This is a genomic window from Lysobacter sp. GQ73, assembly GCF_059758755.1.
In genome coordinates, this window is sequence record NZ_JCAXEE010000001.1 from 590,549 (window position 1) to 605,336 (window position 14,788).

1 protein-coding gene (only partly in view) is annotated in these 14,788 nt (G+C 71.5%); it reads right to left on the reverse strand.

What is annotated here, in order from left to right; all coding sequences use genetic code 11:
- On the reverse strand, positions 1-14,788 hold the 3' portion of the coding sequence (locus AC6CH2_RS02400) for an amino acid adenylation domain-containing protein (protein WP_498267764.1). The gene runs 1,478 nt beyond the window's last position; 14,788 of the gene's 16,266 nt are visible here — the last part of the coding sequence; its start codon lies beyond the right edge, outside the window — the gene reads right to left on this strand; its stop codon occupies positions 1-3.

A 14,788-nucleotide genomic window follows, 5' to 3' on the forward strand; every position in this document is an offset into this window, starting at 1 on the left:
TCAGATCCGGTAGCGCTGCGCGAGCACCCGGCCGATCCGGGCCAGGTGCTGCGGATGCGCCATCTCGTCGTGGCGACAATCGATGTCGTGGACATGGACCCGCCCGTCGACCCGGGCGCGGAACTCGGCCGCACCCGGGGCGCCGTCGTCCTTGCCCGCGGCGGCGTTGAAATAGACCAACTCGCCCTGCAGTCGCCGGCGCGGCGCGTAGCGGCCGAGCAGGGCCACGTCGTTGGCGGTCGCGGCGATGAAGCGCTCGAGCTGGCCGGCATCGAAGCCCGAATAGATGCTGCCGTCGAGCAGTTGCGCGGCGCGGGCATAGTCGGGCGTGGCCGCGTCGTAGCCGGCAAGGTCGCAACCGCTGTGTTCGAGGAACTCCTGCAGGATGCGCTCGCGCGGTTTGTCGTTCGCGGCCGGGTCGAACTGCGGCAAGGCGCTGAGCAGGTAGCTGTCGAGCAAGGCCAACAGCGCCACCGGTTCGCCGGCCTCTTGCAGGCGCTGCGCGATCTCGAACGCCAGCACGCCGCCGTAGGACCACCCGAGCAAGTGATACGGTCCCTGCGGCTGCACCGCGCGAATCTGCGCTAGGCAGTCCTCGGCGGCCTCTTCCAGCCGCTGCGGCACGCTCGATTCATCGAGGAGCGCACGGCCCTGCAAGGCATAGATCGGCCGCTGCGGGTCGATATGCCGCGCCAGACCGCTGTACCACCAGCCCAGGCCGCCGGCCGGGGGCAGGCAGAACAGGGGCGGCAACGACCCGTGGGGCCGGATCGGGAGCAGCGGCTGCAGCGACGACAGCGCCTGCAAGGGTTCGGCCAGGCGCTGCGCCAGGGCGGCGACGGTCGGCGTCTCGAACAGCATGCGGGTCGAGAGCACGGCGCCGAGCGTGCTGCGGATCCGGCCGATCAGGCGCGGCGCGAGCAGCGAATGGCCGCCGAGTTCGAAGAAGTCTTCGTCGATGCCGACCTCGTCGAGTTCCAGCACTTCGGCGAACAGCGCGCACAAGGCCTGCTGCTGCGGGGTGCCGGCGGCCCGGCGTGCCGGCGCGTCCGCGGCGGGCAGGGCCTTGCGGTCGATCTTTCCGTTCGGCAGCAGCGGCAGGCGATCCAGCACGACCCAGGCCGACGGCAGCATGTGGCTCGGCAACTGCGCGGCCAGGGCGTCGCGCAGCGCTTGCGTGTCCGGGATGCGGCCCGCGGCCGGCACCAGATAAGCGACCAGTTGGCGCTGCCCGGGCCGATCCTCGCGCACGCCGACCGTGGCCTGGGCGACGGCCTCGTCGGCCGCGAGCAGGGCCTCGATCTCACCGGCCTCGATCCGGAAGCCGCGGATCTTGAGCTGATGGTCGGCGCGGCCCAGGTACTCCAGTTCGCCGTCCCCGCGCCAGCGCACCACGTCGCCGGAGCGGTACATGCGCGCGCCCGGCTCGAACGGGTTGGCGACGAAGCGTTCGGCGCTGAGCCCGGCCTGGCGCAGATAGCCGCGGCTGAGGCCGAGGCCGGCGACGTAGAGTTCGCCAGGCGCACCGACCGGAACCGGCCGCAGGAAGGGATCGAGCACGTAGGCGCGCATATTGTCGATCAGGCGCCCCAGCGGCACGCCGTGCTCGCCGCGGTCGTCGGCGCGGGCTTCGAAGCAGGTCGCGTCCCAGAACTCGGAGGTGCCGTAGATGTTGAGCAGGCGCGCCTGCGGTATGGCTGCCTTGAACCGGTTGGCCAGCTCGAAGCCCAGCGCTTCGCCGCTGCACGACCAGTAGTACAGCTTCGGCAGGCGCGCGGCGAGGTCGATGCCGGTATCGAGCATGGCCCGCAGCAGCGACGGCACCAGCACGATGCGGGTCGCGCCGGCCTCGGCCAGCGCCTCGATCAGGCGCTCGGGGTCGGTGGCCTGTTCGCGCGCCAGGATCAGCACGCGCTGGCCGCGGATCAGCGGCATGAACAGTTCCCACAGCACGTCGATGAAGTTGACCGTGGTCTTCTGCGCGTAGATCTCCTCGACCTCGCCGTCGAGTTCGACGTCCCAATGCAGGCGCGAGGCGACGTTGCGATGCGTGCCCATCACCGCCTTCGGCCGTCCGGTCGAACCGGAGGTGTAGAGCAGATAGGCGAGGTGCTCGGGATGCGGCGTGCCGCGCACCGGCGTATCGGGCGCACTGTCTTCGCCGTCGATGAGGACCAGCCGCGCCGGGGAGTGCGGCAGGCGCGAGCGCAGCGACGCTTGAGTGACCACCGCCACCGGACGGGCATCGTCGAGCATGTAAGCCAGGCGCTGCGGCGGGTAATCCGGATCGAGCGCGAGGTAGGCGCCGCCGGCCTTGAGGATGCCGAGCAGGCCGACCACCGCCTCCGGCGAGCGTTCCACGCACAGGCCGACGATGCTGTCGGGGCCGATGCCTGCGGCCTGCAGGCGGCGGGCGAGACGGTCGGCGCGGCGGTCGAGTTCGGCATAGCCGACGGTCTGCTCGCCGAACATCAACGCGACCGCTTCCGGGGTGCGCGCGACCTGGGCTTCGAACAGGGCGATCGCGGTTTCGGCCGGTATCGTACGCGCGGTGTCGTTGCGTCGCTGCGCCTGCTCGCGTTCGTCGTCGTCGAACAAGTCGAGCGCGGCGACGCGGGTGCCCGGCGCCTGCGCGATCGCTTCGAGCACGCGCGCGAAGCGTCCGGCGATGGCGCGTGCATGCGCGGCATCGAGCAGGTCCGGGCGATAGCTCAGGTCGAGGTGCAGCGGCTGCCCCGGTGCGGGCGGCGTCACCGACAGGCCCAGCGGGTAATGCGTCGCCGCGGCGCCGTGATTGCCGCGCAGGGCGATCTCGATGCCGTCGTCGTCGCCGCGACCGACCGCGGAGGGGGCGACCGGGAAATTCTCGAATACCAGCAGGCTGTCGAACAACTCGCCGAGCCCGCCGATGCGCTGGATCTCGGCCAGGCTGAGGTGCTGGTGTTCGAGCAGGGCCGACTGCTGCAGCTGCAGGCGCTGCAACAGGCCCAGCAGGCTTTCCTGCGGCCGCAGTTGCAGGCGCAGCGGCACGGTGTTGATGAACAAACCGATCATGCGTTCGATGCCGGCGACGTCCGGCGGGCGCCCCGACACGGTGACGCCGAACACCACGTCGTCGCGGCGGGTCAAATGCCCCAGCACGATCGCCCAGGCCGCCTGGACCAGGGTGTTGAGGGTCAGCCGATGGCGCCGCGCCTGCAGCGCGAGCGCATCGCCGAGCGCGGCCGGGAGGCTCATCGACAGCGCCGACGGCACCGTCGCCGCGGTCGAAGCCGCGACCAGACGGGTCGGCTCGGCGAGACCGGCCAGGGCCTCGCGCCAGGCCGCGGCCGAACGCTCGCGGTCGCGGCTCGACAGCCAGCTCAGGTAATCGCGATACGGCGCGACCGACGGCAGCGCCGCGCCATCGCCGCCGTTGCGGTACAGCGCGAACAACTCCTGCAACAGCATCGGCGAAGACCAGCCGTCGAGCAGGATGTGGTGGCTGGTGAACAGCAGGTGGTGGCGCATGGCATGGCCATCGCCATCCCGTACCAGGGTGAAGCGCAGCAGCGGGCCGCGGCCGAGTTCGAAGCGGCGACGTTGGTCGTCGAGCAGCAGGGCCTCGAGGGCGGCCTCGCGGCTCGCCGCATCGCCGTCGAGCGCGTGTTCCTGCCAGGGCAGTTCGACCTCGCAGGGGATCGCCTGCACCGGTTCGCTCAGGCCCTCGTGGAGGAAGGCGGCGCGCAGGTTCGGATGGCGTTCGAGCAAGGCCCGGGCGGCGCGGCGCAGGCGCGAGGCATCGAGCGGCCCGCTCACGGTGAAGGCCATCTGCACGATGTAGCGATCCTGCGCCTGCTCGTCGTACAGGGTGTGGAACAGGAAGCCGTGTTGCAGCGGCGACAGCGGCAGCACGTCGAGCAGGCGCGGCTGGGTCGCTTCGACGGTTTCGATCTGGCGCTGGTCGAGCGCGACCAAGGGCAGGTCGGCAGGGGTCAGCAGGCGATGCTCGCCGGCCGCGACGGTGGCGGCGATGCGGCGCAGCACCGCGAACCAGGTCTCGGCGAGGTCGCGCACCGCGATCTCGTCGAAGCGCGCTCCGTCCCAACTCCAGCCGGCGCACAGCACCGGGCCTTGCGGGCCGTCCTCGGTGGTGGCGTTCAGGTCCAGCGCATGGGCGAAGGCGTGCGCTTCTTCGCCGGTGCCGTCGAGCAGCACGTCGGCGGCCGGCGCCCAATGCTGTTGCCCGCAACCGCCGGCGACGGCGAAACGGCCCAGGTAGTTGAAGCCGATCTGCGGCGCCGGCAAGGCCGCCAAGGCCTCGCCCGCGGCCGGGTCGAGATAGCGCAGCAGGCCGTAGCCGATGCCCTGGTCGGGCAGTCGGCGCAGTTGCTCCTTGACCGACTTGAGCGCGCGTTCGAGTTCGCTCCCGCCGGCCGTCGCCGCGCCGCGATCGAGCTCGGCCAAGGACAGCTGCAGCGGAAACTGGCTGGTGAACCAACCGACCGTGCGCGAGAGATCGGCGCCCTCGACGATCGCCTCGCGGCCGTGGCCTTCGAGCTCGAAGCGCACCGTATCGAGGTCGACGCCGAGGTAGCGTTGGCGCCAGTCGGCCACGGCGAGCGCGAACGCGCACAGCAGCACGTCGTTGATGCGGCCGTTGATGCGTTCGGTGGCGCGGGTCAGCAACACCCGGGTGACTTCGGGTTCCAGGCGCAGGCCGAGGCTGCCGCGGCCGGTCGCGCTGTCGGGCTGCGGATCGGGCGCGCGGCTGGTCAGCGGCGGGTCCCGGCCTTCCAGCATCGAACGCCAGAACGGCAGTTCGTCGCTGCGTTGGGCCGCCGCCTTCGGCAGGGCCAGCGCCCAGTGGCGCAGCGAGGTCGGCACCGCTTCCAGTTCGGCGGCGCGGCCGGCGCTGCGCGCTTGCCAGGCCGCTTGCAGGTCCGGGATCAGGATCCGCCAGGACACGCCGTCGACGACCAGGTGATGCAGGGCCAGGAACAGCAGCGAAGCGTCGCCGTCGTCGAACCATACCGCCTGCAGCATCCGGCCTTCGCGCGGCGACAGACGCTGTTGCGCGGCCTGGGCGTGCTGGTTGATGGTCCAGGCACGGGTCTGCGCATCGAGGCCGTGCAGCTCGACGTGGTTGAGGCAACTGGCCGCGGCGACGCTGCCGGCGACGGCGATTTCGAGGACGTCGCCGGGTTTCAGGCGCAGCCGCAACGCGTCGTGATGGTCGATCAGGTCCTGCAGCGCGGCGATCAGCGGCTCGCGCTGCAGGCGCGGCGCCTGCAGCAGCATCGATTGGGCGAAGTGTTCGAACGGCCCGTCCTGCTGCAACAGCCAGCGCATGATCGGGGTCGCCGGCAACACCCCGACCGGCGCTTCCGCCGGCGCCGCATCCGGCCCCCGGATGCTCGCGGCGACGCGGGCGAGGGCCTGCACCGATTGCTGCTGGAACACGTCGCGGGCGCTTAAGCGCAGGCCGGCGCGACGCGCCCGGCTGACCAGTTGGATCGAACCGATGCTGTCGCCGCCGAGTGCGAAGAAGCTGTCGTCGATGCCGACCCGCGGCAGGCCGAGCACCTGTGCGTACAACTCGCACAGCAGGCTTTCCATGGCGTTGCGCGGCTCGCGTGCGCCGGTCGCGTAGTCCGGCGCGGGCAGCGCCTTGCGGTCGAGCTTGCCGTTCGGGGTCAGCGGCAACCGATCGAGTACCACGAACGCCGCCGGCAGCATGTAGTCGGGCAAGCGCTCGGCGAGGGACTCGCGCAAGGCGGCCTCGTCGATGCGTTCGCCGGCCAGATAGGCGACGAGCTGTTTCTGCCCGGGACGATCCTCGCGCAGGATCACCGCGTTGCGCGGATGCCCGGCCAGGGCCAGCGCAGTCTCGATCTCGCCCAGTTCGATGCGGTAGCCGCGGATCTTGACCTGCTGGTCGGCGCGGCCCAGGTAGGCCAGGCGGCCGTCTTCCTGCCAGCGCACCCGGTCGCCGGAGCGGTACATGCGCGTGCCGCGCTCGAAGGGGTTGGCGACGAAGCGTTCGGCGCTGAGGCCGGCGCGGCCGAGGTAGCCGCGGGCGATGCCGTCGCCGGCGATGTACAGCTCGCCGGCGATTCCGGCCGGGACCGGTTGCAGCGCCGCGTCGAGTACGTAGAAGCGGGTATTGGCGATCGGCCCGCCGATGCAGGCCAGGGCCTCGCCCTCGGCCTCGGTGACGTCGGCCGAGGCGCACCAGATCGCCGCTTCGGTCGGGCCGTATTCGTTATGCAACCGCGCCAGCGGGGCGTGTTCGCCATGACGCTGTCGCAGGCTCGGCGGAATCGCTTCGCCGCCGAGCACCACACTGCGCAGCGAGGCCAGCGTGTCGGCATGCTCCAGCGCCGCCGCGTATAGGCTCGGGCCGCTGATCCACTGATCGATGCCGTGTTGCCGGACCAGGGCGGCCAAGGCCTGCGGCTCGTGTTCGAGGCCGGCCGCCGGCAGCGCCAGGCTCGCGCCGATGGCGAGGCTGCCGAAGATCGCGGCGAGGGAGGCATCGAAGGCCAGCGAGGGCAGCAACACCGCACTGCGGTGCGGCGCATAACGTGCGCTGCGGGCGCGGATCGAATTGAGCGCCTGGCGATGCTCGACCATCACGCCCTTGGGCTGGCCGGTCGAGCCGGAGGTGTAGATCAGGTAGGCACCGTGATGGTCGCGCAGGGCGCAGCGGCGGTCGCCGTCGCGCGGGGCGCGTTCGCTGGCCAACTGCATCAGCTCGCGCGTCGCCGGTGCGTCGATCGTGAGCAGCGGCGTCGCCTCGCCGAGCACCGGCAGGCGCGAGGCGAAGGCTTGGTCGGCGAGCAGCAGCGCCGGCCGCGCATCGCCGAGGATATGGCCGATGCGGTCCGGCGGATGCTGCGGGTCCAGCGGCAGATAGACCGCTCCGGCCTTGAGCACGGCGAGCAATGCGACGATCGCCTCGGGCGAACGCGGCAGAGCCACCGCGACGCGATCCTCCGCGCCGATGCCGCGCGCCATCAGCACATGGCCCAGGCGATTGGCGCGTCGTTCCAGGGCGAGGTAGTCGAGTTCGCCGTCGGCGCCGATCAGCGCCGGCGCGTTCGGCGTGCGCGCGGCCTGGGCTTCGAACAACTGGTGCAGGCCGGCGAAGCCGGTGGTTTCGGCTGCGGTGGCATTGAAACCGAGCATACGTTCGCGCGCCTCGTCGTCGAGCAATCCGACGCGCCCGAGGCAGCGCTCGGGGTCCTGCGCGATCGCATCGAGGATGCAGCGGTAGGCGCCGAGCAGTCGCGTCGCCTGGGCCGCGTCGAAGGCGTCGTCGCGATAGCTCAGGCTCAGGCGCAGGGTCTCGCCCGGCATCACCGCCAGGCCGAGCGGGTAATGCGAGGCGTCGCCGCCGTGCTGGCTGTGCCGGCCGATGCGCAGGCCGGCGCCGGGCAGGCTGGCGCCGTCCTCGCCGAATGCGGTCTCGTCGATCGGGTAGTTCTCGAACACGGTCAGGGTGTCGAACAGCTCGCCGACCCCGGCCAGCTTCTGCAGCTCCGGCAGGCTGAGGTGCTGATGTTCCAGCAAGGCCGCTTGCTCGGCCTGCACCGCGCGCAACAGGCTTTCCAGGCTCTGCTGCGGCTGCAGACGCACCCGCACCGGCACGGTGTTGATGAACAGACCGACCATGCGCTCGATGCCGGCGAGTTCCGGCGGGCGCCCGGACACGGTGGTGCCGAACACCACGTCGTCGCGGCCGGTGATGCGGCTCAACAGCACGGCCCAGGCGGTCTGGCTGAGGGTGTTGAGGGTCAGGCCGAGACGACGCGCCTGATGGTCGAGCTGGCGGCTCAATGTTTCGGGCAGGCTCTGCGTCAGCACCTCGGTCCGGGTTTCGACGCGGGCGCTGCCGGCGACCCGGGTGGCTTCGTCGACGCCGTCGAGATAGTCGCGCCAAGCCCGTTGCGCGGCGCCGCGGTCGCGGCCCGCCAGCCAGGCCAGGTAATCGCGATACGGGGCGACCCGCGGCAGCGCGTCGATGTCGCCGCCGTTGGCGTACAGCGCGAACAGCTCTTCGAGCAGGATCGGCAACGACCAGCCGTCGAAGACGATGTGATGATTGGTCAGCACCAGGCGATGCAGATGCTCGTGTTCGCGCACCAGAGTGAAGCGCAGCAAGGGCCCGCGGGCGAGATCGAAACCCTGCGCGCGATCTTCGCGCAGCAGCGCGTCGAGCGCGGCATGGCGCGCTTCGGCGCTGCCTTCGAGAGTGACTGCGCGCCATGGCAGCACCGCATCGCGCGGTATCGCTTGCACCGGCACCGGCAGGCCGTGATGGACGAAGGCCGCACGCAGGTTCGGATGGCGCTGCAACAGCGCCTGCGCGGCGCGGTGCAGCGCGGCGGGGTCGAGCGCGCCGTCGAGGGTGAAGGCCATCTGCACGACGTAGCTGTCGCTCGCCGCGGCCGCGGGCGTGTCCGCGTCTTGGTCGTAGACGGCGTGGAACAGGAAGCCGTGTTGCAGCGGCGACAGCGGCAGCAGGTCGAGCAGCGGCGGTTGCGCGGCTTCGATGGCCTCGATCTGGGTCTGGTCGAGCGCGATCAGCGGCAGGTCCGACGGGGTCAGCAGATGCCGCTCGGTGTCGGCGACGGTCTCGGCGATGCGGCGCAGCACCGCGAACCAGGTCTCGGCGAGGTCGCGTATCGCCTCCTCTTCGAACAACTCGCCGGCCCAGCTCCAGCCGGCGCAGAGCACCGGCCCTTCGGCGCCGTCCTCGGTGCTGGCGTTGAGGTCGAGCGCATGGGCGAGCGGGCGCGCTTCGTCGCCGTCGCCGCCGAGCGCGGCCTCGTCGGCCAGAGCCCAGTGCGGCGCCTGCGCGCCGTTGCCGGCGACGCTGAAGCGGCCGAGATAATTGAAGCCGACCTGCGACGGGGGCAGTGCCTGCAGGGCTTCGCGGCCGTCCTCGCTGAGATAGCGCAGCAGGCCGTAGCCGACGCCGTGGTCGGGCAGGCGGCGCAGTTGCTCCTTGACCGATTTGAGCGCGCGCTCCAGCGGCGCGCCGCCGCGCAGCGCGGCCTCGCGTTCGCCGCGCGGCAAGCGCAGTTGCAGCGGGAACAGGCTGGTGAACCAGCCGACCGTGCGCGACAGGTCGGCGCCGTCCAGGATGGCCTCGCGGCCGTGGCCTTCGAGGTCGAAGCGGACCGTGTCGGCATCGTCGAGGCCGCGGCGCTGGCGCCAGTCGGCCAGCGCCAGTGCGAACGCGGTCAGCAGCACGTCGTTGATGCGGCCGTGGATGCGTTCGCTGGCGCGGGTCAGCAGCACCCGGGTGGTATCGGCTTCCAGACGCAGCCACAGGCCGCGCTGGCTCGCGCTGGTGTCGCGTTGCGGATCGAGCGCGCGGGCACTCAGACGCGGATCGTGGCCGTCCTGCATCGAGCGCCAGAACGGCAACTCGTGCCGGCGCGCCGCGGCGAGCTTCGGCAGCGCCAGCGCCCAGTGGCGCAGCGCGGTCGGCACCGGTTCCAGGGCGGGGACATGGCCTGCCGCGCGTGCTTCCCAGGCGGCCTGCAGGTCGGGCACGAGGATGCGCCAGGACACGCCGTCGACCGCGAGATGGTGGATCGCCAGCCACAGGCGGGAATCGTCGCCGTGGTCGAACCAGACCGCCTGCAGCAGGCGCCCCTCGCGCGGGCAGAGCCGGTGCTGCGCGGCGTCGGCCGCGGCCTGCATCGCGGCATCGCGCGCGTCGCCGTCCAGGCCGGCGAGATCGACGCGCTGCAGACAGTCGGTGGCGTCGATGCGGCCGAGCGGCAGGATCTCCAGACTGTCGTCCCGGTTCAAACGCAGGCGCAGGGCGTGGTGATGATCGATCAGGTCCTGCAGGGCCGCCTGCAGCGGCTGCAGGCGCAGCGCCGGCACCCGCAGCAGCATCGACTGGCTGAAGCGGTCGAGCGGCCCCTGGCGTTCGAGCAACCAGCGCATGATCGGCGTCGCCGGCAAGGCGCCGACCGGTGCTTCGACCTCGACCGTGTCGGCCTCGACGACCGTCGTCGCGACCTGGGCCAAGGCCTGCACCGAGGAATGCTGGAACACGTCGCGGGCGCTGAAGCGCAGGCCGGCGCGGCGGGCGCGGGCGACCAACTGGATCGAGCCGATGCTGTCGCCGCCGAGGGCGAAGAAGCCGTCGTCGATGCCGACCCGCTCCAACCCCAGCACCTGCGCGAACAAGGCGCACAGCGCAGTCTCGGTGGCGTTGCGCGGTGCTCGCAGGCGGTTCGGGGCGAAGTCGGGCGCCGGCAGGGCCTTACGGTCGAGCTTGCCGTTCGCGGTCAACGGCAGCGCGGCCAATGCGACGAAGGCGGCCGGCCGCATGTACTCGGGCAGGCGCTCGGCGAGCGCGGTGCGCAGCGAGTCGGTGTCGATGGCGTCGCCGACCAGGTAGGCGACCAGCTGTTTCTGGCCGGGCCGGTCTTCGCGCACGATTACTGCGTTGCGTGCGTAACCGGCTTGCGCGAGCGCGGCCTCGATCTCCCCGAGTTCGATGCGGAAACCGCGCAGCTTGACCTGCTGATCGGCGCGGCCGAGGTAATCGATCTGGCCGTCGCCGCGCCAGCGCACCCGGTCGCCGGAGCGGTACATGCGCTGACCGATCTCGAACGGATTGGCGACGAAGCGTTCGGCGCTGAGCGCCGGGCGGCGCAGATAGCCGCGGGCCAGGCCGGCGCCGGCGATGTACAGCTCGCCGGGCACGCCGGCCGGCACCGGTTGCAGCGCCTCGTCGAGCACGTAGACCTGCATATTGTCGAGCGGCGCGCCGATCGGCACCGAGCGCGCGTCCGGCGGCAGAGTCGGCACGGCGCAGGTGAGGGCGAAGGTGGTGGTTTCGGTCGGGCCGTAGCCGTTGACGATGCGCAACTGCGGATGCCGCGCCTGCAGGCGGCGGATCGCATCGGTCGAAAGCACGTCGCCGCCGGCCAGCACTTGGCGCAAACCGGCGAACAGCTCGGGCGTGGATTCGGCGAACTCGTGGAACAGTCCGGCGGTCAGCCACAGGCTGCGCACCTCGTAGCGCTCGATCAGACGCTGGAAGTCGCGGCCGTCGCCGGCCTCGGCCGGCGCGACCGCGATGCGGCCGCCGTTCAATAACGGCACCCACAGCTCGTAGGTCGAGGCGTCGAAGGCGTGGGTCGAATGCAGCAGGACGGTCTCGTGGCCGCTGGCGAAGCGGCGGTCGCGGGCGAACTCGACCACGTCGCGCTGGCGCACGGCCACGCCTTTGGGTACCCCGGTCGAGCCGGAGGTGTACATCACGTAGGCGAGCTGCTCGGGATGGATCGCCGGCCTGCGCGCGCGCGCTTCGGCGGGGGCGTCGAAATCGAAGCGGTCCAGGCGCAGCAAGTCCGGATGGCGCAAGTCGCGTGCATCGATGCCGGCATCGGCGAGCAACACCGTGGCTTCGGTTTCCGCCAGCAACCGGGACAGGCGCTCGTCGGGATGCTGCTCGTGCAGCGGCAGGTAGTAGGCGCCGGCCTTGAGCACCGCGAGCACGGCCACGATCAGCTCGGGCGAACGCTTCAGCAACAGGGCTACGCCGCGTTCGGCGCCGGCGCCGTGACGCCGCAGCTCGTGGGCCAATGCTTCGGCGCGGCGGTCGAGCTCGGCATAGCTCCACTCGACGCCGTCGCCGGCCACCGCGATCGCGTGCGGACTCGCGGCGACCTGGCGTTCGAACGCGGCGGCGACCGACTCCGGCTCGACCGGGTAGGCCGTATCGTTGCAGGCGCGCAGCAGATGCTGGCGCTCGGTTTCGTCGAGCAACTCAACAGAGCCGATCGGCAGGCTGTCGTCTTCGGCGATCGCGACCAGCATGCGTTGCAATCGCCGTCCGATCGCTTCGGCGGTGGCGGCATCGAACAAGTCGCTGGCGTATTCGAGGGCGCCGTCGAGGCCGCCGGCCTGCCCGGTGGGGTGGTAGCGTTCGCAGAACGCGACGCTGAGGTCGAACTTGGCCACGTCCAGGGCGAACTCGGCCGCGTGCGCGCGCAGGCCGGGCAACTGCAGCTCGGCCTGCTCGGTGTTCTGCAGCACCAGCAGCACCTGGAACAGCGGATGGTGGCTCGAGGAACGCTCGGGTTTGAGCGTATCGACCAGTTGCTCGAACGGCAGGTCCTGGTGCTCGAACGCGGCCAGGTCGGTCGCGCGCACCCGCGCCAGCAATTCGCCGAAGCGCGGATTGCCACTCGTGTCGGTGCGCAACACCAGGGTATTGAGGAACAAGCCCACCAGCTCGTGCAGGGCGGTGTCCTGGCGGCCGGCGACCGGCGTGCCGATGGCCAGGTCGGTGCCGGCGCCCAGGCGGGTCAGGGTCGCGGCGAGCGCGGCCTGCAGGACCATGAACAAGGTCGCGCGATGGCGGCGCGCAACCGCGCGTAGCCGCGCATGGGTGTCTGCATCGAGAGCGAAGCCGCATTGGCCGCCGCGATAACTCGCGCGTGGCGGTCGCGGCCGGTCGCTCGGCAGTTCGATCTGCTCGGGCAAGCCGGCCAGCGCGTCGCGCCAGTAGGCGATCTGCGCCGCGATCAGCCTGGCGGGGTCGGATTCGTCGCCGAGCAGCTGTTGCTGCCACAGGGTGTAGTCGGCGTACTGCACCGGCAGCGGTGCGCGGATCGGGGCCTGGCCGGCCAGCCGCGCGGCATAGGCCTCGGCCAGGTCGCGCGCCAGCGGCGCCAGCGAGGCGCCGTCGCCGGCGATGTGGTGCAGCAACAGCAGCAGGGCGTGCCGCTGCGGGCCGAGCCGGACCAGGGTGGCGCGCAGCGGAATCTCGCGGCGCAGGTCGAAAGCGTAGGAGGCGGCCTGCGACAGAGCGGCGGCGAGACCGGATTCGTCGCTGTCGACGAGATCCAGGGCCGGCGCCGCGTGTTCGAGCACTCGCTGGCACGGCACATCGCCGGCCGGAAATACCGTGCGCAAGCTTTCGTGGCGCTCGCACAGGTCGGCGAGCGCGGCACGCAGCGCAGCGACGTTCAACTCGCCGTCCAGGCGCAAGGCCAACGGCATGTTGTAGGTCGCACTGGGGCCTTCGAACTGGTGCAGGAACCACAGCCTGCGTTGCGCGAACGACAGCGGCAAGGTCTCCGGGCGCGGCATCGGCCGCAGCGCCAGGCGCCGGTCTTGATTCGGATCGAGCGCGGCCGCCAGGCCGGCGACGGTCGGGGTTTCGAACAGGGCGCGGATCGACAGCTCGACATCGAGTTCGGCGCGGATCCGGCTGATCAGGCGGATCGCCAGCAGCGAGTGGCCGCCGAGGACGAAGAAGCTGTCGTCGATGCCGAGTTGGGCGGCGTGTTCGTCGGACAGGCCCAGCACTTCGGCGAACAGCGCGCACAGGGTCTGTTCGCGAGGATTGCGCGGGGCGCGCTGGCTGGCCGGGACGAAGTCCGGAGCCGGCAAGGCCTTGCGGTCGAGCTTGCCGTTCGGCAGCTGCGGCAGCGTGTCGAGAACGACGATGGCGGCGGGGACCATGTACTCGGGCAGGCGCGCGCCCACGCGTTCGCGCAAGGCCTCTCGATCCAGATCTGGGCCGGACGCGACGTAGGCGACGATCTGCTTCTGTCCCGGCCGATCCTCGCGCACGATGACGCTGTTGCGCGGGTAGCCCGCGCGCGCGAGTTCGGCCTCGATCTCGCCGAGCTCGATGCGGAAGCCGCGCACCTTGACCTGATGGTCGACGCGGCCGCGGTGGACGATGACGCCGTCCTCGCGCCAACTGGCGAGGTCGCCGGAACGGTACATGCGCTGGCCGGCCACGAAGGGGTCGGCGACGAAGCGTTCGGCGCTGAGCGCGGCGCGGCGCAGATAGCCGCGCGCCAGGCCGTAGCCGGCGATGTACAGCTCGCCGGTGACGCCCGCCGGCACCGGCCGCAGCGCGCTGTCGAGCACGTACAAGCGGGTGTTCCAGATCGGCCCGCCGATCGGAATCGGGCCTTCTTCGAGTTCGCGGCAGGGCCAGGCGGTGACGCCGATCGAAACCTCGGTCGGGCCGTAGGAATGATGCAGCGGCCGGCCGATGCGCTCGGCGACGCGGCGGCGCAGGTCGGCCGACAGCGCCTCGCCGCCGCAGACGATGCGGCGCAGGCTGCTGCAGCCCGCCGCGCCCGGTTCCTGCACGAACATCTCGAGCATCGAGGCGACGAAGTGCACGGTGGTGACGCGCTCGCGCTGGATCAGCCCGGCGAGATAGGCCGGGTCGCGGTGGCCGTCGGGGCGGGCGACGACCAGGCGGGCGCCGTGCAGCAGCGGCCAGAACGATTCCCACACCGACACGTCGAAGCTGGTCGGGGTCTTCTGCAGCACCGCGTCGTCGGCCTGCAAGGCGTACTCGTGCTGCATCCAGGCCAGGCGGTTGACGATGCCGCGGTGCGGGATCACCGCGCCCTTCGGCGTGCCGGTCGAGCCGGAGGTGTAGATGACGTAGGCGGGATGGTCGAGCCGCAGCGGGCGGGTGCGATCGGCGTCGGTGGGCGTGGCGCTGGCGAAACCCTCCAGCGAGGCGACGAAGCCGGCCTCGTCGAGGCGCCACAGCCCGTCGTGCGCCGGCAAGCGCCCGTCCACGTCGCCGCGCGCCAGGATCCGCACCGGCGCGGCGTCGGCGATCATGTGGGCGAGGCGGTCGCTCGGGTAATCGGTGTCGAGCGGCAGATAGGCCGCGCCGCTCTTGAGCACCGCGCACAACGCCACGACCAGTTCCAGCGAGCGCGGCAGGGCCACGCCGACCAAATCCTCCGGGCCGATGCCGTCGGCGATCAAGCGATGGGCGAGGCGG